This is a genomic window from Nocardioides bruguierae, from assembly GCF_023656415.1.
GTDB classification, from domain to species: domain Bacteria; phylum Actinomycetota; class Actinomycetes; order Propionibacteriales; family Nocardioidaceae; genus Nocardioides; species Nocardioides bruguierae.
Map to the genome: position 1 here is coordinate 74,769 of NZ_JAMOIL010000023.1, position 19,182 is coordinate 93,950.

Annotated in this window: 21 protein-coding genes; 11 read left to right on the forward strand and 10 right to left on the reverse strand. The window is 70.8% G+C overall.

Going from position 1 to position 19,182, the window contains the following annotated elements:
• Positions 1-8 precede the first annotated feature (8 nt).
• Positions 9-1,868 carry an adenylyl-sulfate kinase gene (cysC, locus tag M8330_RS16250; RefSeq protein ID WP_250828173.1) on the reverse strand — a complete coding sequence of 620 codons (1,860 nt, stop codon included), beginning with the start codon at positions 1,866-1,868 and terminating at the stop codon, positions 9-11.
• Between the two features lie 437 nt (positions 1,869-2,305).
• On the opposite strand from cysC, the gene M8330_RS16255 reads away from it, so the two are divergent.
• The 4 genes from M8330_RS16255 (at position 2,306) to M8330_RS16270 (ending at position 5,021) form a co-directional block, all read left to right on the forward strand.
• On the forward strand, positions 2,306-3,265 hold the full coding sequence (locus M8330_RS16255; RefSeq protein ID WP_250828174.1) for an asparaginase: 960 nt from the start codon (positions 2,306-2,308) through the stop codon (positions 3,263-3,265).
• A gap of 336 nt (positions 3,266-3,601) precedes the next feature.
• Positions 3,602-4,096 carry a hypothetical protein gene (locus M8330_RS16260; protein ID WP_250828175.1) on the forward strand — a complete coding sequence of 165 codons (495 nt, stop codon included), beginning with the start codon at positions 3,602-3,604 and terminating at the stop codon, positions 4,094-4,096.
• Positions 4,097-4,215: 119 nt separating this feature from the next.
• Complete coding sequence (locus M8330_RS16265) at positions 4,216-4,404, forward strand: antitoxin VbhA family protein (RefSeq protein WP_250828176.1); 189 nt, start codon at positions 4,216-4,218, stop codon at positions 4,402-4,404.
• 152 nt (positions 4,405-4,556) lie between these two features.
• Entirely contained in the window at positions 4,557-5,021 is a 465-nt protein-coding gene (locus M8330_RS16270) for a Fic/DOC family protein (RefSeq protein ID WP_250828177.1), read from the forward strand.
• An 11-nt stretch (positions 5,022-5,032) separates the two neighbouring features.
• Here M8330_RS16270 and M8330_RS16275 read toward each other — a convergent pair whose 3' ends face one another.
• Positions 5,033-5,350, reverse strand: a complete 318-nt coding sequence (locus M8330_RS16275; RefSeq protein ID WP_250828178.1) for a hypothetical protein — start codon at positions 5,348-5,350, stop codon at positions 5,033-5,035.
• A 235-nt stretch (positions 5,351-5,585) separates the two neighbouring features.
• Here M8330_RS16275 and M8330_RS16280 point away from each other — a divergent pair, with 235 nt between their 5' ends.
• The 5 genes from M8330_RS16280 to M8330_RS16300 all read left to right on the forward strand — a co-directional run bounded on the left by M8330_RS16280 (position 5,586) and on the right by M8330_RS16300 (position 9,705).
• Positions 5,586-7,340: a sensor histidine kinase gene (locus tag M8330_RS16280; protein ID WP_250828179.1), complete on the forward strand. Its 1,755-nt coding sequence runs from the start codon at positions 5,586-5,588 to the stop codon at positions 7,338-7,340.
• Positions 7,341-7,484: 144 nt separating this feature from the next.
• Positions 7,485-7,877, forward strand: a complete 393-nt coding sequence (locus M8330_RS16285) for a helix-turn-helix domain-containing protein (RefSeq protein ID WP_250055095.1) — start codon at positions 7,485-7,487, stop codon at positions 7,875-7,877.
• Between the two features lie 63 nt (positions 7,878-7,940).
• Positions 7,941-8,819 (forward strand): hypothetical protein, encoded by an 879-nt coding sequence (locus tag M8330_RS16290; protein ID WP_250828180.1) that lies wholly within the window; start codon positions 7,941-7,943, stop codon positions 8,817-8,819.
• Positions 8,820-8,944: 125 nt separating this feature from the next.
• A complete protein-coding gene (locus tag M8330_RS16295) occupies positions 8,945-9,226 on the forward strand; it encodes a DUF2516 family protein (RefSeq protein WP_250055091.1) in 282 nt (93 codons plus the stop codon).
• Between the two features lie 92 nt (positions 9,227-9,318).
• Positions 9,319-9,705, forward strand: a complete 387-nt coding sequence (locus tag M8330_RS16300; protein WP_250055090.1) for a phosphomannose isomerase type II C-terminal cupin domain — start codon at positions 9,319-9,321, stop codon at positions 9,703-9,705.
• A 93-nt stretch (positions 9,706-9,798) separates the two neighbouring features.
• Here M8330_RS16300 and M8330_RS16305 read toward each other — a convergent pair whose 3' ends face one another.
• The 8 genes from M8330_RS16305 to M8330_RS16340 all read right to left on the reverse strand — a co-directional run bounded on the left by M8330_RS16305 (position 9,799) and on the right by M8330_RS16340 (position 16,908).
• The gene (locus tag M8330_RS16305; protein WP_250828181.1) at positions 9,799-11,193 is read right to left on the reverse strand and encodes a tyrosine-protein kinase domain-containing protein; all 1,395 of its coding nucleotides are present in this window, start codon (positions 11,191-11,193) and stop codon (positions 9,799-9,801) included.
• A 99-nt stretch (positions 11,194-11,292) separates the two neighbouring features.
• Positions 11,293-13,053, reverse strand: coding sequence for a DUF4012 domain-containing protein (locus M8330_RS16310; protein WP_250828182.1), 1,761 nt, complete (start codon positions 13,051-13,053; stop codon positions 11,293-11,295).
• 178 nt (positions 13,054-13,231) lie between these two features.
• Entirely contained in the window at positions 13,232-13,660 is a 429-nt protein-coding gene (locus M8330_RS16315) for a hypothetical protein (protein WP_250828183.1), read from the reverse strand.
• A gap of 338 nt (positions 13,661-13,998) precedes the next feature.
• Positions 13,999-14,424 carry a hypothetical protein gene (locus tag M8330_RS16320; RefSeq protein WP_250828184.1) on the reverse strand — a complete coding sequence of 142 codons (426 nt, stop codon included), beginning with the start codon at positions 14,422-14,424 and terminating at the stop codon, positions 13,999-14,001.
• Between the two features lie 128 nt (positions 14,425-14,552).
• Positions 14,553-14,987, reverse strand: coding sequence for a hypothetical protein (locus tag M8330_RS16325; protein WP_250828185.1), 435 nt, complete (start codon positions 14,985-14,987; stop codon positions 14,553-14,555).
• A 212-nt stretch (positions 14,988-15,199) separates the two neighbouring features.
• Positions 15,200-15,496: a DUF1416 domain-containing protein gene (locus M8330_RS16330; RefSeq protein ID WP_250055081.1), complete on the reverse strand. Its 297-nt coding sequence runs from the start codon at positions 15,494-15,496 to the stop codon at positions 15,200-15,202.
• Positions 15,496-16,344, reverse strand: a complete 849-nt coding sequence (locus M8330_RS16335; RefSeq protein WP_250828186.1) for a sulfurtransferase — start codon at positions 16,342-16,344, stop codon at positions 15,496-15,498. The genes M8330_RS16330 and M8330_RS16335 overlap by 1 nt, the downstream gene beginning before the upstream one ends.
• 84 nt (positions 16,345-16,428) lie before the next feature.
• A complete protein-coding gene (locus M8330_RS16340; protein ID WP_250828187.1) occupies positions 16,429-16,908 on the reverse strand; it encodes a DUF4395 domain-containing protein in 480 nt (159 codons plus the stop codon).
• A 581-nt stretch (positions 16,909-17,489) separates the two neighbouring features.
• Between M8330_RS16340 and M8330_RS16345 the strand changes: the two genes are divergently transcribed.
• Together M8330_RS16345 and M8330_RS16350 are read left to right on the forward strand one after the other, a co-directional pair.
• Positions 17,490-18,038: a DUF6318 family protein gene (locus M8330_RS16345; RefSeq protein ID WP_250828188.1), complete on the forward strand. Its 549-nt coding sequence runs from the start codon at positions 17,490-17,492 to the stop codon at positions 18,036-18,038.
• Positions 18,035-18,883, forward strand: coding sequence for a hypothetical protein (locus M8330_RS16350; RefSeq protein ID WP_250828189.1), 849 nt, complete (start codon positions 18,035-18,037; stop codon positions 18,881-18,883). The genes M8330_RS16345 and M8330_RS16350 overlap by 4 nt, the downstream gene beginning before the upstream one ends.
• The last annotated feature ends 299 nt before the right edge of the window (positions 18,884-19,182 follow it).

Below are 19,182 nucleotides of genomic sequence, written 5' to 3' on the forward strand. Positions count from 1 at the left end.
GGGATCCATCAGGCGTCCGCCTTCCCGGTGAGGGAGCCGACCGCGGTGCGCAGCCAGCCCTCGATCAGCTGGGCCGCCTGCTCGGCGGCCTCGGGGCCGCGGCGGTAGGGGTCGGCGACGTCGAGGTCCGCGCTGGCAGCACCGCGCTTGGTGGCGACCGCGGCCAGCAGGTCGGCGCCGGTGAGGCCGCTGCTGGCCTCGGCGGCCTGCACGAACTGGCCGAGGCTGAAGACCTTGCGGAACGCGGCCGGGTTCTCGTCCAGGATCACCTGGCGGTGGCGGGCCTCGGCGGTGAGGACGACATCGGCCTGCTCGACGAGCTGGCGGGTCACCGGCTGGGAGCGGAAGTCGGCGATCGCCTGCTCGCTCACGCCACGGGCCACGAGCGTCCGGGCCATCGTCTCGTCCATCTCGCTGGCGTCGAAGCCCATCGTGCCCGCCGAGCGGATCACCAGGTCGACACCGGCCAGGTGCTGCCCCAGCAGCTGCATGAACGGGCTGCGGCAGATGTTCGCGGTGCAGACCATGAGGACGTTGAGGGGCTCAGCGTCGTTGTCGGGTGCGGGGGTCTCGTGGCTCGTCGCTCGCGCTCCTCGCACCTCGACCACCGACGACGGCTCCTCGACCGGCGACTGCGTCGCCTCCTCGGCCGGCGGGGTGGTGAGGTCGAGGTAGCCGGACTCGGCGAGCGCGGTGATCACGTCGTCGAGCGCGTCGGGGATGGTGCGGCCGGTCGTGTCGACCACGACGTCCGCGTCGGTGGGCACCTCGTAGGGGCTGGAGATGCCGGTGAACTCGGGGATCTCGCCGGCGCGCGCCTTGGCGTAGAGGCCCTTGCGGTCGCGGCGCTCGCACTCCTCCAGCGGGGTGGCCACGTGGACCAGGAAGAACGCGCCGCCGGCGTCCTCGACCATGCCGCGCACGTCCTGCCGCGTGGAGTCGAACGGGGCGATCGGGGAGACGATCGCGAGGCCGTGGTGGCGGGCGATCTCGGCGGCCACCCAGCCGATGCGGCGGATGTTGGTCTCGCGGTCCTCCTTGGAGAACGTGAGGCCCTTGGAGAGGTTCCGGCGCACCACGTCGCCGTCGAGGCTCGTGATCGTGCGGGTGCCCTGCTCGAGGATCTTGTCCATGAGCGCCCGGGCGAGGGTGGACTTGCCGGAGCCCGAGAGGCCGGTGAAGAAGAGCACCAGGCCCTGCTCGGACGGGGCGGGCTGGTCGTGCGCGACGACGGCGGCGACGTCGTCCGCGTAGCTGTCGTCCTCCCCCGCCTCCGGCAGGCCGATGACGGTGTCGCCGCCGGCGTAGGTGGCGAGCACCGCGAGGCCGAGGGCGTGGTCGGTCTCCGCGTCGCCGGACTCGCGGGCGGCGAGCGGGACGGCGACGACGACCGCGTCGGGCAGCTGCGCGGCGGCCAGCAGCGTGGCCTTGATCAGCGCGACCGCGGAGAGGTCCGGGGTGCCTGCGCCGACGAGGGCGACCAGCGCCACCGGGCCGTGGCCGGCGAGCGTGGCGACCTGCTCCTCGGTGAGGGCGTCGGTGACCGCGACCCAGGTGCGGCCGGCGTGCTGCTCGCGCGCCTGCGCGGGGGTCAGGTAGTAGCGGCGGAAGGGGCCGTACTGCGCGTGCGTCAGCGCCTCGACCTGGCCGCCGGGGATGCTCACCCGGGCCAGCGGGAGACCCTCGGGGTCCACGAGCTCGACGGCACCGGCCTCGGTAGCGGCGGCCTGCACGTCGTCGGGGAGGGTCAGGGTGATCGGGCTGCCCGGCTCGTCGAAGCCCGCGAGGGGAGCGAGGGCCCCGGAGACGAGGAGCTCCAGGTCGTCGAGCTCGCGGGGCGTGGGGCAGTACTGAGGGGCGGTGCTCACCGGCTCAATGTATACAGACTTGGTCGAGTTTGGGGTGCTGGGGCGGGTGAGTCATCCGTCTCGGTGAAGGTCTGCTCCGGGTGCGGGGATCTCGTGGCTCGTCGCCGGCGCTCCTCGCACCTCGATCACCGGCAGCCGCCGTGACCGGTGGTCGAGGTGCGAGGCCGTCCACGGCCGAGCCACGAGACCCCCGCACCCGACCGCCCACCGGTGCCATCAGCCGCTGGTCGAGGAAGGACGAAGTCCTGTCGCGAGACCAAGCCCCCGTGACCGGTGGTCGAGGTGCGAGGCCGTCCACGGCCGAGCCACGAGACCCCCGCACCCGACCGCCCACCGGTGCCGCCCGCCGCCGGTCGAGGAAGGACGAAGTCCTGTCGCGAGACCCAGGCCCCGCCTCACCTACCCCCACCACCGGGGTCCCCGTCTACGGTGCCCCCATGAGTGCACCGGTGCCCGTCGTGGAGATCATCCGTTCCGGGCTGGTGGAGGGCCGCCACCACGGCTCGGTCGTAGCGCTGGACCCCGAGGGCGAGACAGTGTTCTCCGCCGGCGACGTCACCGGGCCGGTCTACCCCCGCTCGAGCAGCAAGCCGCTCCAGGCGCTGGGCATGGTGGAGGCCGGGCTCGACCTGCCGCCGCACCAGCTCGCCCTGGGCTGCGCGTCGCACTCCGGCGAGGCCATGCACGTCGAGGTGGTGCGCGAGATCCTGGCCGGCGCGGGCCTGAGCGAGGACGACCTCCAGTGCCCGGAGGACTACCCGTTGGAGCCGCGGGTGCGCGACCTCGTCCTGCGTGCCGACGGCGGCCCGAGCCGCGTGCAGATGAACTGCTCCGGCAAGCATGCCGCCATGCTCGCCACGTGCGTGGCCAACGGCTGGTCGACGCACGACTACCTCTCCCCCACGCACCCGCTACAGCAGGCGATCGACGCGACGTTCGAGCGGCTGACCGGCGAGCCGATCGCGCACGCCGCCACCGACGGGTGCGGCGCTCCGCTGCTGGCCACCTCGCTGGTGGGCCTGGCGCGGGCCTTCTCCGAGCTGGCGCTGGCCAGCCACGGGCCGATGAGCCGGATCGCGGACGCGATCCGCACCCACCCGGAGCTGGTCTCCGGCACCGAGCGGGACGAGCGACGCCTGCTCACGGCTGTGCCCGGGGCGATCGGGAAGCTGGGCGCCGAGGCGGTCTACGTGCTGGCGCTGCGCGACGGGCGCTCCATCGCGCTCAAGATCGACGACGGCGGTGACCGGGCGCGCCCCGTGCTGATGGCGGGGCTGCTCGATCGACTCGGGTGGCTCGATGGTGCTGATGTCGACCGGCACGGTGCGCTGCAGGTCGGTGAGCACGTGCTGTTCGGCGGCGGCAAGCCCGTCGGTGGGTTGCGGGTCTGCGTCTGAGGGTGTGGGGCCTGGGTCTCGCGACAGGACTTCGTCCTTCCTCGACCAGCGGCCTCCGGCTTCGTCTTTCCTCGACCAGCGGCCCCGGCTTCGTCCTTCCTCGACCAGCGGCCTCCGGCTTCGGCCTTCCTCGACCAGCGGCCTCCGGCTTCGGCCCTCCTGGCGCACGCCGCGGTCGGGTGCGGGGATCTCGTGGCTCCTCGCTGGCGCTCGTCGCACCTCGATCACCGGCGGCGGGCACATCACGGTTGGGTGTCATCGGGGGCTTGGCGGGCGCGCGGGGCGGTCGTGAGGTTGAATGGACCTGTCCGTCACCACGAATTTTGGGGAGGCAGCGTGCTCGAGCGCTCCCACCAGCGCCACCGCCGCATCCACCTCGCCGCCGCCGGCCTCGCCCTGGCGCTGCCGCTGGTAGCGCTGACGGCCTGCTCGTCCTCCGACGAGCCGGGCGCCGAGTCGACCGCGCAGGCGATCCCGTCGGACTTCGTGGACACCGACGACACCGAGGTGCTCGCCGAGGACGGCCTGCCGCAGGACTTCCCCCGCGACACCGTGGACCTCATCGACGGCGAGATGCAGAGCGCCAGCCGCGACGGCAAGGGCAAGAACGTGTCCTTCGCGGTGCTGATCAGCACCGACGCCTCGGCCGAGGAGGCCGTCAGCGACGCGATCAGCCGCCTGGAGGCGAAGGGCTGGGAGGCCCAGACCACGATCGACGACCCGGCGAACCCGGGGCCGCAGGTGCTGAGCAACGACGAGGGTGGGCAGGTCGTGCTGACGTACATCCCGTTCCAGGGCATGTCGTCGGTCAGCTACGGCATCTTCCCGTGATCGGGGCGGGGCCCCGCCTCGTCCTCCGCGGAGAAGCCTCGCGCCAGACCTGACGGCGTCCTTGCGGCGTATAGTGACAGCGGCAGCACCTGCTGCCGCAGCCCGAGAGGGAGTGGACGATGCGACGGCTGAAGCCCGAGATCCCGGCCGACCGCCGAGCAGCGGTGAGCGCCGCCGTCGTGTCCGGGCAGCTGGAGGGCATGGACCCCACCGCCTCGTTCACCGCGGACTCGGAGGAGTTCATCGCCGGGGAGATCACGGCGGATGACCTGGTCCTCCGGGCACGGCATCGCTGGGGCCTGGCCTGATCGAGCCGACGGCCGGCGCATCGGACGGGGACGACCCGTACCTGATCCCTGGCACTCGGACTCTGGCCAACCTGATCGGCCTCGAGGACGCAGAGGATCTCCGGGCCGCCGAGAGCGACCTCGTCGAGGCACGAGCCTCCCAACGGCTGGTCATGGACCCGCCGGTACCCACTCCGCCGACCTACGACCTGGCGCACCTGCAGGCCATCCACCAGTGGCTCTTCCAGGACGTCTACGAGTGGGCCGGCCAGCTCCGCGTCCGCGACTACAACAAGGGATTCAGCTCCTTCTGGCCACTGGACTCCTTGGCCCGACGAAGCGAGTCGGTCTTCGGGCGACTCGCCTCCGGCCCCCTCATGGACCACGATGTCCCCGACGACCGCTTCCTGTCTCTGCTCTCGTTCCTCTACCTCGACGTCAACCACCTGCACCCGTTCCGGGAAGGCAACGGACGGGCCCAGCGCACGTTCCTCGACGACGTCGCGGCCATCTCGGGAAGGACGATCGCCTGGGAGGCGATCAGCCGCGAGGAGAACGACAGCGCCTGCGCAGCATCCCTGGCGGAGCAGACCAACCAGCCGCTCGCGGACCTGCTCAGGAACCGCATCCGCCGGTGACGCAGGCCCGCTCAGCTGCTGCCGCGTCGGGGCTCTGCCTCGTCCGCGCCCTCGTCCGCAGCCGCTGAGGCCGCCGCCGCCTCGGCACGCGCCCGCCACAGCACCCAGCCTCGTCCACCGGCGATGGCGAGGCCTGCGAGACCGACGAGGTCCCCGGCGGTGAGCCCGTGGGTGGGCGCGACCACGAGGAGGACCGCGCCCTCCATCGGCCCGTTCGCGAGGATCCAGAGCCCCGAGAAGAACGCCACCGCCACGACGCCGGCCCACTGGGCGTACGGCATGGCCGTGATGCTGAGCAGCAGCATCACCAGGACCAGCGCGGGCGTCATCCCCCGAGTGTGCGGCACGACCCGCATCGTTGCAGGCCGCGGCGGTCGGTGACCCGATGTGCCGTTCGCCTCACCAGGGGCAAGGCGGTGCCGATGCCCTCCACGGATACCCCCGCACGTGTCGAGACGGGGGCATACGATGCGAGGACGCTGGGGGGCCGGCGGTGGAAGGACCTCTAGGTTGAATCTCGGGAAGACGTGGGCGGATGGTTCCGCCCGCTCGGTCGTGCAGCTCATGACCGAGTCCGTCGCGGAGCTGATCGGCTTCGAGGTGGCGTGTCTTTCCGTCGTGCGCGGGGACCAGCTGATCACCATCGCCTACACCGGCCCCGAGGAGCTGCGCGAACACCTGTCCCAGCCGGACCCCGTCGAGGTGCTCGACCCCGTCTGGGCCCTCGGCGAGCGCTGGGGCCGTTTCTACTACCTCTCCGCCGAGCAGTACCGCTCCGCCGACCTCGAGGGCCACTGGGCGATCATCGAGGACGCCGGCGGCGCACCCGTCCCGGTCGAGGACGGCGCACCCGCCCAGCCCGCGTGGGACCCCCACGACGCGCTCGTCGCCGCACTGCGCGACGACGCCGGCGAGCTGATCGGGGTCTTCTCCGTCGACGGCCCGCTGGACGGCCGCCTCCCCGGCCCCACCCAGCGCCGCATCCTCGAGCGCTACGCCGCCCAGGCCGAGCGGGCGATCATCGTGGAGAACGAGCGCGAGGCGCTGCGCCAGCGGGTCGCCCTCGCGGACGCGGCGCGCCGCCTCGTCCGCGCCGTGCCGGCCCGCGCCGACCGGGAGCGGTTCCTCGCCGCCGTCCACCCCGCCCTCATCGCCGGGTTCAAGGGCTCGGGCACCTGGGTGCTCACGCTGGACCCGAACGACCCCTCAGCGCCCGCCCGCGACAGCCTCGCCCGCAGCTTCGACGGCCTGCCCCGGCAGGTCTCCGACGAGGTGTCGGCGCGGCTGCGGGCGGTCGCGCCGCGCATCTGGATGGAGCAGGCGCCTATCGTGCTCGCCGCCCACGAGAAGGACCAGCACGCGGCCCTGCCGGGCTGGCTCGACGCCGAGCTCGCCACCTTCCTGCGCGACGAGCAGCGCGAGCGCGGCATCGGCTCCTCGCTGCTGGTGGCGCTCGGCTCCGGGCGGGACTGCCTGGGCGTCCTGGTGATCTCCCGCCCCGTCGGCGGGCCGGAGTGGAGCACGGTCGAGACCGACGCGGCCGCAGCGATCGGGCAGGACCTCGGCGCCGCCCTCGAGACCGTCTGCGCACTCGAGCGCGAGCGCGAGGCCAACCAGCGGCTCCAGGCGGTCGACACCTACCGCACCCGGCTCGTCAGCACCCTGTGCCACGAGCTGCGCACCCCGCTCACCGCCGTCGTCGGCAACCTCGAGCTGCTGCACGACCTCGACCTGCCCGACGAGGCCGACCTGTTCCTCGCCGGCATGAGCCGCGGGTCGGTGCGGATGCGTCGCGTCGTCGACGACCTGCTCACCCTCACCGCGCTGCGCGAGCCGCAGGCACCGATCGAGATGGCGCCCGTCGACCTGGTGGCGCTGGTGCGCGCCGCCGGCGACCTGCTCGCCGAGCCCGCCGCCCGCGGCGAGGTGACGCTCTCCCTCGACGTGCCGCCGGTGCCCGTGGTCGTGCCCGGCGCCACCGCCGAGCTCGAGCAGCTCGTGACCAACCTGGTCAGCAACGCCGTGAAGTACACCGACCCCGGCGGCAGCGTCCGCGTGGCGCTGTCGGCGCCGGAACGCGGCACCGTCCGCCTCGTCGTCACGGACGACGGCCTCGGCATCGCCCCCGAGGAGCAGGAGCGGCTCTTCGAGGCGTTCTACCGCGGCGGCAACCCCACCGCCCTGCGCCGCCCCGGCTCCGGCCTCGGCCTGGCGATCGTCGCCAGCGTCGCGGAGCGACACGGTGGCACCGTCACCCTCGACTCCGCGCTCGGCCGCGGCACCACCGTCACCACCGTGCTGCCTGCCTGTGAACGCTAGCCAGGTGGGCGTCTGCCGGTGGTGGAGGACGTTGCGCAGCAACTGTCGCGAAACCCCCGGCGCCGCCGACCCCAGGACGTTAGCCGCATCACACTGCTAGCAAGCGGGCTTGATTTTGCTAGCAACTGCTAGCACCGTGGAGACATGGCAAAGACGAAGGTCGGCAAGACCGTCGAGTCCCTCGGGGAGTACCTGCGGGAGCAGCGCACCGGTGCGCAGCTCTCGTTGCGTCAGCTCGCCGAGCAGGCCGGCGTCTCCAACCCGTACCTGAGCCAGATCGAGCGTGGGCTGCGACGCCCCTCCGCCGAGGTCCTCCAGCAGCTCGCGAAGGCACTGCGGATCTCGGCCGAGCAGCTCTACGTGCGGGCAGGCATCGTCAGCCCGGACGACGGCGTCGGCGGCTCCGTGGAGCTGTCCGTGCTCGGAGACACCCAGCTCACCGAGCGGCAGAAGCAGTCGCTTCTCGACGTCTACCAGTCCTTCCTCGCGATGAACGCCGCGGCCGAGCCGGCTGCCGCGTCCGACGAGACCGACTGATCCCCCGCACCCCTCCCCCTCAGCACCCACCCGCGCAGCTCAGCCATCACAGGAGTGATCACCATGGCGAAGTTCCCCACCATCGACCTCAAGGACCTCGACCTCAAGGCCGAGGCCACCAAGACCCTTTACGCCGGCGTCGGCGTGCTCGACCTGGCCGTCGAGACCGTCCGCGGCTACGTGACCCCCTACGTGACCGAGGGACAGAAGAAGCTGGCCGAGGGCCAGAAGAAGTTCACCGACCTCAAGGGCGACGCCGAGTCCAAGCTCGGTGACGCGCAGAAGAGCGTCTCGGACCTCGACCCCGCGGACCTGCGAGAGCAGGCCATGTCGGTGGTCAACAACCAGGTCGAGACCCTCACCGCCGAGGCCAAGGCCCGCCGCGAGCAGATCGAGAAGCGCGTCGCGGACCTCCAGACCGACGCCAAGGCCTTCCCCGGCAAGGTGCAGACCTTCGTGGACGACAGCGCCGCCGCCGCGACCGCCGTCTACGGCGACTTCGCCAAGCGCGGCCAGGTGCTCGTGGAGCGCATCCGCACCCAGGACTCCACCCAGGAGGCCGTGAAGGACGCCAAGACCACCACCGCCAAGGCCAAGACCACCGCCACCCAGGCGAAGAAGGCCGCGTCGACGACCAAGAAGGCCGCCTCGTCCAACACCAAGGCCGCCACCACGACGACCAAGAAGACGGCCGCCAAGAAGGCCCCGGCGAAGAAGGCTCCCGCCACCAAGAAGGCCGCTGCTGCCAAGACCGCGGCGAAGAGCACCACCTCGACCGGCACCTCCACCGCGAAGACCGCCGCGAAGAAGACCACGACGACCGCCAAGAAGGCCTCCGCGCCGGCGACCTCGTCGGCCAAGGCCACCACCACCGCGGCCACGAAGACCGCCGAGGCCGCTACCACGGCCGCCACCGAGGCCGCCAAGAAGGTCGGCGACTGACACCTCACCGCTCCGGCACCTGCACGGGCCGGGTCGTCCGCACGAGCGGACGGCCCGGCCCGGCTGCATGTATGGGCCTGAGCCGTTACCGGGCCGGGCCCCTGGGCGTTGGCTACGCTTCCACCATGTTCCTCACCGGGCTCACCAACGACCTCTGGTCGCTGCTCTCGCTGGTCGTGCTCGCCGTGACGATCTTCGCCCTCGTCACCGCCATCACCTTCCCCGCGGAGGCCTACGAGGCCGCCGGCAAGCTCTCGAAGCTGGCCTGGGTGGCCATCCTGGCGCTGGCGGTGCCGGTGATGTTCCTGTTCGGCGTGCGCTCCCTGTTCGGCATCGGCTTCGTCATCGCCGTGCTGGTCTACCTGGTCGACGTGCGTCCCGCGATCCGCGGCCTGCGTCGAAGGTAAAATCCTGCATACCCTGCACCGGATGGGGAAACGTTCTCTAGTTTGGGTGACACGAAGGGGCGGGACGGGCCCCTCCAACCTAGGAGAACACCATGATCGGTGAGTTCGACGTACGCCCGTGGGGCACCTGGCACGTGCTCGACGAAGGTGACGGCTTCAAGATCAAGCGCATCGAGGTCAACCCCGGCCAGCGGCTCAGCTACCAGACGCACGACCACCGTGCCGAGGTCTGGACCATCGCTGCCGGCACCTGCACCGCCATCGTGGACGGCGAGGAGGTGATCGTCCGCACCGGCGAGTCGATCACCGTCGACATCCTGCAGCCGCACCGCATCACCAACATGCACGACGAGCTGCTCGTGGTCATCGAGACCCAGCTCGGCTCCTACCTGGGCGAGGACGACATCTGCCGCCTCCAGGACGACTACGGCCGCGGCAGCGAGACCATCGCCTCCGGCGCGGTGCTCGACCGGCCCTGAGCTGCCCCAGCAGCACAACACCCGCACCACAACAGCAGGGCCCGACCTCGGTGAGGTCGGGCCCTGCTGTGTTGCTCGGGTGTGCGCCTGCGCTCAGTCCTTCGGCTCGAGTGCCTTCCGACGGCCGGCGTCCGGGGCGTAGCCGTACCCGTAGCCGTACCCGTAGCCGTAGCGGCGGGTGTTGGCCGGGGTCATGTTCAGCACCGAGCCGGAGATGTGCGCGCCCACGGTGCGCATCCGCTCCACCGCGCTGGCCACCTGGTCGCGGGTGGTGCTGCCGAAGCGGGCCACCAGGATCGCGCCGTCGGCCTGCTTGGCCAGCAGGGCCGCGTCGGCCACCGGCAGCAGCGGCGGGGCGTCGATGATGACGACGTCGTAGAGCGCCTTGATCTCGGTGAGCAGCGTGGCCATCGCCTGCGACTGGAGCAGCTCGGCCGGGTTCGGCGGCACCGCGCCGCTGGCCAGCACGTCGAGGCCGCTGGCGTGGGTCTGCACCGCGTCCTTCCAGCCGATCTTGCCGACCAGCGCGGAGGTCACGCCCACGGCGTTGTCCAGGCCGAGGGGCGCGCTGGCCTTGGGGCGGCGCAGGTCGCCCTCGATGAGGAGCACCTTCTGCTCGCCCTGCGCCAGGGTCAGCGCGAGGTTCACCGCGGTGGTGGTCTTGCCCTCGGCGGGCAGCGCGGAGGTGACGACGAAGATCCGGTTGTCGGCGTCGACATCGATGAACTGGAGGTTCGTGCGCAGCACCCGGAACGCCTCGGTGCGGGGCGAGTGGGCCGGCAGGTCGGTGACGAGCTGCGACTTCCTGGCGGCCTGGTCGAACGGCACGGCGCCGAGCGTCGGCACGTCGAAGGCCTCGATGTCGTCGGGACGCTTCACGCTGGTGTCGAGCACGTCGCGGAGCACCGCGAGACCGGCGCCCAGCAGCAGGCCGAGCACGAGGCCCAGGCCGATGTTGCGCACCGGCTGGGGAGCCGACGGGGCCGTCGGCACCTCCGCCTCCTCGATCACGGTCGCCCGCACGAGGGCGCTGCGCTGTCCGGCCTCGGTCTCGACCTCGCGGATGCGGTCCAGCATCGTGAGTCCGTAGGCCTGCGCCAGGTCCTTGGCGCGCTGCGGGGACGGATCGCTCACCGTGATCACCAGGTTGGTCGTGTTGGCCACGACCGAGGCCTGCACCTCGCCCACGAGCTCGCCGGTCGAGATCGAGTCCTGCAGACCGAGCTCGTCGATGACCCGGTCGGCCTGGGAACGTCCCGTGGCGAAGTCCTGGTAGGAGTTCATCCGCGAGAGCGAGTACGTGTTGCCGGCCACCGCCTGCGACGTGTCGTCGGCAGAGGTGACCGCCACGTAGATCTTCGTGCTGGAGGTGTACATCGGCGTCTGCAGCGCCGTGAACGCGGCCGCAGCGCCGGTCACCACCACGGTGGTGAGCACGATGAGCAGCCAGTGGACGCGGAGGATCCGCAGGTAGTCCTTCAGCTCCACGAGAGCCTCCCTGTGGTGGTGCGGGTCGAGCGGGCGGCCGTGCGAGCGTCGTCGCGCGCGGGCTGCCGGATGACAAGAGTGTGCGAGCAGGAGACCGGGTCAGCCACAGGCCGATCCCACGGTCTCGAAGCCGGCGGGGCCGTCGATGGTCGGGGTGACCCACAGGCGGGTGTCGCCGGGCTGGTCCTCGCCGGAGACCACGCGCCAGGTGATGCGGGCGGTGTCGCCCGGCGCCAGCTCGATCGGCTGCTCGGAGACGACCCGGTCCCCGTACTGGCGGAGGTCGCCATCGGCGGTCTGGCCGTCGATCTCCACGTCGCCGATCGCCCCGCCGCGCGGCGAGTACAGCTGGACGCGGGTCGAGGTGTTGCCCTCCTCGACGCCGTACACCCCGCCTCCGGTGACATAGCTCGGCAGGTCGGCCGCGTCGCGCGGCGCCGTCGACGTCAGGCTGACGGTCACGGTGTAGGCCTGCTGGGAGCCCGTGCAGTAGGCCGCGCTGACCTGGGTGTCGGCCCGCAGGTAGTACGACATCTTCGCGCCGGTGGAGTCGTTGAGCGCGACGTACATGGTCGGCGCGTCGGGTACGGGGTTTTCGTCCTCTGCGTCGAGGCTCACGCCGGCCACGTCGGTGCCGGCGAGGAGGTCGCTGACCTCCGGGTCGGCACTGGAGATGAGCACGCGACCCTCGTCCGCCGCCTCCACGAGGTTCGGCAGCAGCGTCTGCGGCGAGACCGCGCCCGAGGTGACGCGGGAGAAGATCGCGGCGGCGGCCTGCGCGAAGAACCGGTCCTGGTCGGCCGGGTTCTCGTAGCGGGCGTAGGCGTTGCTGAGCAGCTCGTCGACCACCGTGTCGCTGGTGAGCTCGACGCCGTCGACCTCGACGGGCTCCATGCCCTCCATGAGGTAGGAGAGCGCCACGGTGTCGAGGCTGAGCACGCCGTCGACGGGCGTCTGCGGGTAGGTCTCCTCCCAGCGCGCCGTCCACATCTCCGAGGCCCGCTGGAAGTCCGGCGTGAAGTTGGCGTCGAGGAAGAACGTGCCGAAGAGCGTGCCGAGCACGCTCTGCTCGGCGTCGGTGAGGGGCAGCACCGGGCTGTCGCGGCGGCCGAAGCTGTTGCCGGCCACGGTGCGGGTGAGCTCGATGCGTCCGTTGCGGACCTTCAGCACCGACACCTGCCCGGGCAGGCCGCCGGTGGCCCGCACCTCGGCGTTGTTCTGCGAGATGAGCAGGTAAGTGCGCGGGCCGTCGGCGCCGAGCATGGTCGGCAGCACCTGGGCGGCGGTGGTGGCGGACCCGACGGCCTCGGACGCGGTGCGTACCTGCGAGGTCAGGGAGTCGAACTGCACCTTCAGCCGGCCGAGGTACCCGGAGGAGTCCTCGGCCTCGAGCGTGGCCAGCGCGTCCTGCAGCTGGGTGTCGGCGTTGGCCAGGGGCTCCTGGAGCGCCTCGACCGCGGCGACATCGATCCGGCCGTCCCGCGGGGCGAGCGCGTCGATCTGGTCGGCGACCGTGAGGAGGTCGTCCAGCCCGCCGGCGGACAGGTCGCTGGCCACGGTCGCGGCCGCACGCACGCCGCGGGCGTCGTCACCGACGAAGGGCAGGTGCGTCAGCACGCCCCACGAGACGCCGTTGGCGCGGTCGGCGGCGGCGGTGCTGTGCTCGGCGAGGTCGGCCAGCGGCGCGTCCAGGGCATCGACGTCGCCCTGAGAGGCGACGGAGCGCGCGCGGTCCGCGTCGTCGACGGCGGCATTGAGGTCGGTGGCGATGGTGATGGCCAAGTAGACGTACCAGGCCACCACGAGGAGGACGAGGAGCACCAGGACGCCGACGATCAGACGCCAGGGGCGGAGCAGCATGCGGTCAACCTAGGTCAGGGACAGCCGGCGGTGGCGACGAACACGGGGATCGTCGCGGGCTGAGTCCGGATCGTTGTGGAACGTGACGGCGGCGGGCTCGCGAGCCGCCGAGCACAGCACGAGGCGGGCCCCTCCGGGGAGGGACCCGCCTCGCACGAGGTCGCTAGGCGACAGGCGTTCAGCCGCGGGCGCGCTTGCCCTTGACGAACGTGGTGCCCGAGGTGCTGTCACCCTTGAAGAAGTTGTTCGCGTTGGGGGTGAAGGTGACCGTGTAGGCCCAGTTGCCCTTGCGCAGGCGCGGGATGTTCACCGCGAAGCGCTTGCGGGTGCCCTTGAAGGCGATGGTCTTGGACTTGGTCTTGCCGGCGTTGTTGACCAGCGTGATGGTGATCGTGCCCTTGGCGCGACGGGCCACGCGGCGGCCCTGGACGACACGGACGAGGATCTTGGCGACGTTGGCGCGCTTGGCAGCGGCACCCTTCGCGTTCACCTTGACGTTGCCGCACTCGGTGTACGGGCAGGCCGCGGTGGCGGTGGTGGAGGTGGTCGCGACGAGGCCCGCGCTCATGAGCAGGGCGGTCAGCAGACCGACGATCAGCTTCTTCATTGTGAGACTCCCAGGTCCTGGCGCCGGAGCAGGCGCCGGGTCGTAGTGGCAGAGGCGATCTAACCACAGAACTTTGCCCATGTTCGGACTCCGGATGATGTCAGGCCGATATCGACGCCTGATGTTCACCCGTCCACCCAATCGGAAACATGAACGTTACAAATGGGGTGGCCCTCCCGGGCACTCGGCTCGCCTCACGCACTGCGGCGTCTCTGCAGGTCAGACCATCCCTCTGTCGCCTCGTACGAGCCCTGGGAGCGTCCGGCCCCGATCCAGGCGGACGGTGCGCAGAAACCGCGATCCGGACGGGTGAATCGCGTCTCTCCTGACGGACAGCCTCAGTTGCGGGCCCGCTTGCGGCCCTTGACCCACTTGGTGGTTCCCGAGGCAGTGGCCCACCTGAGCGTCGAGTCCTCCGGCAGGAAGATCACCGTGTAGCTCCAGCGGCCACGCCGCAGGCCGTCGACGTAGATGGTCCGCCGAGTACCGTCGCCCCGATATCGCACCGACTTGGTCTTCACCTTGCCCCGCGAGTTCACGAGCGTGACCACCAGGACGCCCGGATACTCAGCCGAGCGGCCCATCACCGGCCTTGCCACGATGATGGCTCGATTGCGCGCCTTGGCCTGGAGCGACGCGGACCGAACCACCGGGGTGCCGCAGCTTGTGTACGGGCATTCTGCTGTCGCGGGCGCCCCCGACACCACCACGAGGCCGGCGGAGGTCAGGAGCAGCAGCAGGAACGAGACGACGCACTTCTTCACGCTCGAGATCTCAGCACACCGCCGCCGTCCACTTGGTGCGATCACCGCACCCCGCCTCGTCCCGAACCGCGCGCGAGGCCGAGGGAGGCGCCTCGACCCCGCGTGGCGGTCGACCGGGAGACCTCGGATCAGCCGCGGGCCTTCTTCTTGCCCTTGACCTTGGCCTTGCCGGAGTCGACGGCGTTCTTGTAGCGGCTGTCCTTCTCGGAGACGAAGGTGACCGTGTAGTTCCAGGTGCCGGCCGCGAGCTTGTTGAAGACGAACGTGCGCGGCGAGCCGTTGCCGTTGTAGCGGACGCGCTTGGTGCGGACGGTGTCGCCCTGGGTGACGGTGACGTAGAGCCAGCCGACGGCCTTGGCCTTCTTCTGGCCCGTGGAGATCCGCACGCGGATCTTGGCCATGTTGGCCTTCTTCATCGGCACCGACGTGCTGTGCACGGTCGGCGTGCCGCAGGTGACGTACTCGGTGGGCGTGCAGCCCGCGAACGCGGACGTGGCGGTGGTGGACACCAGGCCGGCTGACATCAGAACGGCCATCAGCAGGCCGACGATCAGCTTCTTCATGTGAGACTCCCGGGAGCAGGGCGCACGGTCGTGCAGCCATCAGTGCTCGGAATACCACCATGGGTATGTATCGGCAGTACGCACGTTTCAGTTATTCATCCATGTCGGGGAACCCCTGCACCCACGCAACACGGGGCCGCGGACGTGATACGACCCGCCGCCCCTCCCCCGCTGGGGAGTGACGACGGGCCGTGACGGGAGCCGCAGGCGCCTCAGAGGCTGATGGTCACCTCGGCGACGGAGCCGACGGAGGCGACGACCTTCTTGTCGGTCACCTCGGCCTTGGGGGCCAGGGTGCGCAGGGTCCAGTCGCCGTTGCCGGCGAAGAACCGGAAGTGGCCGGAGGCCGAGGTCGGCACCTCGGCGGTGAACTCACCGGAGGCGTCCAGGAGCCGCACGTAGGCGTTTGGCACCGGGTTGCCGTCGCGGACCACCTGGCCCTGCACGACGGCCTCCTTCTTGACGTCCACGCCGTCGAGGGACAGACCGCCCTCGGTCGCGCCGCACATCAGGCGTCGCCCTTCTCGTCACCCAGGGCCACCGGGACGCCCACGAGGGAGCCGTACTCCGTCCAGGAGCCGTCGTAGTTCTTGACGTTCTCCTGGCCCAGCAGCTCCTTGAGCACGAACCAGGTGTGCGAGGAGCGCTCGCCGATGCGGCAGTAGGCGATGGTGTCCTTACCGAAGTCGACGCCGGCGGCCTCGTAGATCGACTTCAGGTCGGCGTCCGACTTGAAGGTGCCGTCGTCGTTCGCGGCCTTCGACCACGGCACGTTGGCGGCGGTGGGGATGTGGCCGGCGCGCTGCGCCTGCTCCTGCGGGAGGTGGGCCGGGGCGAGGAGGCGACCGGCGTACTCGTCGGGGCTGCGCACGTCGACGAGGTTCTGCGCGCCGATGGCGGCCACGACGTCGTCGCGGTAGGCGCGGATCGACTTGTCCTGGTCCTGCGCGGTGTAGGTGGTGGCGGCGCGCTCGGGCAGCTCGTCGGTCAGCTCGCGGCTGTCGAGCTCCCACTTCTTGCGGCCACCGTCGAGCAGGCGGACGTCCTGGTGGCCGTAGAGCTTGAAGTACCAGTACGCGTAGGCGGCGAACCAGTTGTTGTTGCCGCCGTAGAGCACGACGGTGTCGTCGTTGGCGATGCCGCGGCTGCTGAGGAGCTCCTCGAACTGCTGCTTGTTGACGAAGTCGCGGACGACCTGGTCCTGCAGGTCCGTCGTCCAGTCGAGCTTGATCGCGCCCTTGATGTGGCCCTTGTCGTAGGCCGAGGTGTCCTCGTCGACCTCGACGAGCACGATGTTGGCGTCGTCGAGGTGGTCCTCGACCCACTGGGCCGTGACCAGCACGTTCTCGCGGCTCATGGTGATTCCTTTCTTGTCGCGCCGTGCTCGGCGCGAGGGACTGTGTGGGGTGGGTGCCATCTCCGGCGAGGTGTCAGGCAGGTGTCACGCGATGCGAGCCGCGAGGGCACGCTTGTAGACCAGGAAGAGCTCGCAGCCCAGGCAGAACCGGAAGACCGCGTTGAGGGTGGCGGCCACCAGGGCGAAGCCGATCGCCACCTGGGCGAGCAGCAGGACGCCGGCGGCGAACCCGACCAGCGCGACCACCGTGAAGACCAGGCCGACCGCCTGGGCGAACCGCGGCGGCTCGGGGGCCTCGAGCTCGGTGGGGGCGCTGAGGCGCGGCTTGACGAAGGTGCGGAACGCCCAGGCGTGCGGGGTCTTCTGCACGCCGCGGATCGCGCCGGTGGCGAACAGCGCCGCCTGGAGCGCGGTCAGCGCGATCGCGACCGGGGTGGGCGTCACGAGGATCGCGACCAGCACCACCGCGGTGACGATGGCGTTGAACTGGGGGGCGCGCGGGTCGATGCCGCGCTGGCCCTGCTGCTGCGTTCCCCGGCTGACCGGGGCCTCGAGCGTGGACATGTCTCTCCTGAGCTGGTGCCTGCCTGGTGGCAGACGAGCGGGAGCCCGCTGCGCCTCGTCCGGCGCTGCTACTCGGACGTCGGCGGGCGAGCTGCGACGTGCGAGGGCGATCTCGGGGCGCATGCCGCTTCCGACCCGGACGTGGCCGGGTGGGATCGCTGCGCGACCGGCGCTGCTGCTCTGCCGGCACCCGCGGAGGGTGCGTCGTGGGTCAGAGGCGGCGCGTCAGCGCATTCGACACAGGGACGCCTGGACGCGGCAGTGGTCCACTGCGCGTCGCTTCGTCAGCCAGGTCGTGAGCATGGTCAGAACTGTGGCACGGCTTTCCGGTTGGGCCGAATCGAGATCCCGCATGCTGAGACTAACGTCTGCATACTGAGATTTGTACGGCCTTGTACGCCTGACGCGGGGCAAATGTCGGGCCCTTTGTCACTCTCTCGACACGAGAACACCACCCGCTGCCAGATGCTTCCCGGCGGTTCTCCACAGGCAGGATGGTTCGGGCTGGCCTGACCCGGGAAGGACTGCCACGGTAAAGACCGCGCCCACTGCCGAGGCGCCACCTCTCGGGAAGGCAGACCATGACCCTCCGACCGCTCGCGGCCGCCGTGGCCCTCACCAGCGCCCTCGCACTCTCCGCGTGCTCCTCCGACGACCCCGACCCCGTCGTCGCGGACCCCACCCCCAGCGCCCCCTCCTCCAGCGCAGACCCCACGCCCTCCGAGGACTCGGCGGAGCCGTGGGAGGAGAAGACACCGGCAGGGGCGGAAGCGTTCATGGATCACTGGGTGGAGGTGTTCAACACGAGCTTTCAGGGCGGCGACGCCCGTCCCCTCCGTGAGCTGGCGACGAAGGACTGCGATTCGTGTGAGCCGTTCGCTGATCTCATCGACTCGACCTACGAGGGCGGCGGGGAGATCCGCGGCGGTGGCTGGACGATCGCGACCCTGACCCGATCGGCTCGGTCGAAGACGGCGGACGAGACGGTCACCGTGACGTTCAAGCAGCCCAGGATGACGGTCGCTCCCGCCGGCGGAGAGCCTCAGACTTCTCCTGCCCAGAAGTCGACGTACGTCTTCGACCTCGACTGGGCCGGTGGCTGGGCCGTCTCGCAGATGGTGCTGCTGTGAGTCGACGCGTCGGCCTGCTCGTCGCCTTGCTCGCCTGCCTGCTCGTTCCTAGCCGAGCCAGCGCCGACCCCACCCCCGGCGACAACGCCTTCAACGTCGCCCAGTCCGAGTACCAGGAAGACTCTCAAACCATCACGGGCCAGACAGCCAACGCTGGACTGACCGTTGTCGACAGCTACCTCGATCCCCAGTGCGTCCGCGGGGAGGGCAACAGCAACGACGCCCTCTACGGATGTGGCGAGCAGCAGACTTGCGGCGCCGACAACGACGGCCTGCTCTTCAACGTCCTGCTGGACTACGGAGACGGATTCCAAGTGGCCGGCCAGTGGTGCGACGACGGAACCGAGGCCGCGCCGGTGCCTGCCCAGACGATCACTACCGCCATGGTGCGCCGAGCCTTCGAGCGGGTGGACCTTCCCCGCGGCGAGCTGGTCATCCAGCCACCCGACGGGGAGACCCTGGTCAACATCGACACCCTCGTCCACACCGAGGCCGAACCGTTCACCGAGACCGTCACCCTCCTCGGCCGGACCATCGACCTCGACATCACGCCCGCCCAGTTCACCTGGACCTTCGGCGACGGCACCTCACTCACCACCGACGACCCCGGTCGCGCCTACGACCCCGGTCTCCCGATGACCGCCTACGTCTCCCACCAGTACGAGACCGCCCAACAGGCCGACCTCGCCGTCACCACCACCTGGACCGCCCGCTGGCGCCTCGACGGCGGCACCTGGCAAGACGTCGACGGCACCGTCGAGTCCACCAGCCCCGCCCAGAGAATCCAGGTCCGCACCGCCACCCCACGCCTCACCGCCACCGGCGTCACCTACACCCGCGACTGACCCGAACCAGCACACGCAACATCAACGCGGAGCCGCACACGCACCAGGTGCGTGCCGCGCTCCGCGATCACGGTTCTCCACAGGCTGGATGGTTCGGGCTGGCCTGACCCGGGAAGGACTGCCACGGTAAAGACCGCGCCCACTGCCGAGGCGCCACCTCTCGGGAAGGCAGACCATGACCCTCCGACCGCTCGCGGCCGCCGTGGCCCTCACCAGCGCCCTCGCACTCTCCGCGTGCTCCTCCGACGACCCCGACCCCGTCGTCGCGGACCCCACCCCCAGCGCCCCCTCCTCCAGCG

What these genes read in the sequence shown, in the direction of transcription:
- M8330_RS16275 (WP_250828178.1), bottom strand. Translation starts at nt 5,350, where the DNA reads ATGACGCCCGCGCTGGTCCTGGTGATGCTGCTGCTCAGCATCACGGCC.
- M8330_RS16265 (WP_250828176.1), top strand. Translation starts at nt 4,216, where the DNA reads ATGCGACGGCTGAAGCCCGAGATCCCGGCCGACCGCCGAGCAGCGGTG.
- M8330_RS16290 (WP_250828180.1), top strand. Translation starts at nt 7,941, where the DNA reads ATGGCGAAGTTCCCCACCATCGACCTCAAGGACCTCGACCTCAAGGCC.
- M8330_RS16300 (WP_250055090.1), top strand. Translation starts at nt 9,319, where the DNA reads ATGATCGGTGAGTTCGACGTACGCCCGTGGGGCACCTGGCACGTGCTC.
- M8330_RS16295 (WP_250055091.1), top strand. Translation starts at nt 8,945, where the DNA reads ATGTTCCTCACCGGGCTCACCAACGACCTCTGGTCGCTGCTCTCGCTG.
- M8330_RS16310 (WP_250828182.1), bottom strand. Translation starts at nt 13,053, where the DNA reads ATGCTGCTCCGCCCCTGGCGTCTGATCGTCGGCGTCCTGGTGCTCCTC.
- M8330_RS16270 (WP_250828177.1), top strand. Translation starts at nt 4,557, where the DNA reads ATGGACCCGCCGGTACCCACTCCGCCGACCTACGACCTGGCGCACCTG.
- M8330_RS16335 (WP_250828186.1), bottom strand. Translation starts at nt 16,344, where the DNA reads ATGAGCCGCGAGAACGTGCTGGTCACGGCCCAGTGGGTCGAGGACCAC.
- M8330_RS16330 (WP_250055081.1), bottom strand. Translation starts at nt 15,496, where the DNA reads ATGTGCGGCGCGACCGAGGGCGGTCTGTCCCTCGACGGCGTGGACGTC.
- M8330_RS16255 (WP_250828174.1), top strand. Translation starts at nt 2,306, where the DNA reads ATGAGTGCACCGGTGCCCGTCGTGGAGATCATCCGTTCCGGGCTGGTG.
- M8330_RS16285 (WP_250055095.1), top strand. Translation starts at nt 7,485, where the DNA reads ATGGCAAAGACGAAGGTCGGCAAGACCGTCGAGTCCCTCGGGGAGTAC.
- M8330_RS16325 (WP_250828185.1), bottom strand. Translation starts at nt 14,987, where the DNA reads ATGAAGAAGCTGATCGTCGGCCTGCTGATGGCCGTTCTGATGTCAGCC.
- M8330_RS16315 (WP_250828183.1), bottom strand. Translation starts at nt 13,660, where the DNA reads ATGAAGAAGCTGATCGTCGGTCTGCTGACCGCCCTGCTCATGAGCGCG.
- M8330_RS16280 (WP_250828179.1), top strand. Translation starts at nt 5,586, where the DNA reads ATGACCGAGTCCGTCGCGGAGCTGATCGGCTTCGAGGTGGCGTGTCTT.
- M8330_RS16340 (WP_250828187.1), bottom strand. Translation starts at nt 16,908, where the DNA reads ATGTCCACGCTCGAGGCCCCGGTCAGCCGGGGAACGCAGCAGCAGGGC.
- M8330_RS16345 (WP_250828188.1), top strand. Translation starts at nt 17,490, where the DNA reads ATGACCCTCCGACCGCTCGCGGCCGCCGTGGCCCTCACCAGCGCCCTC.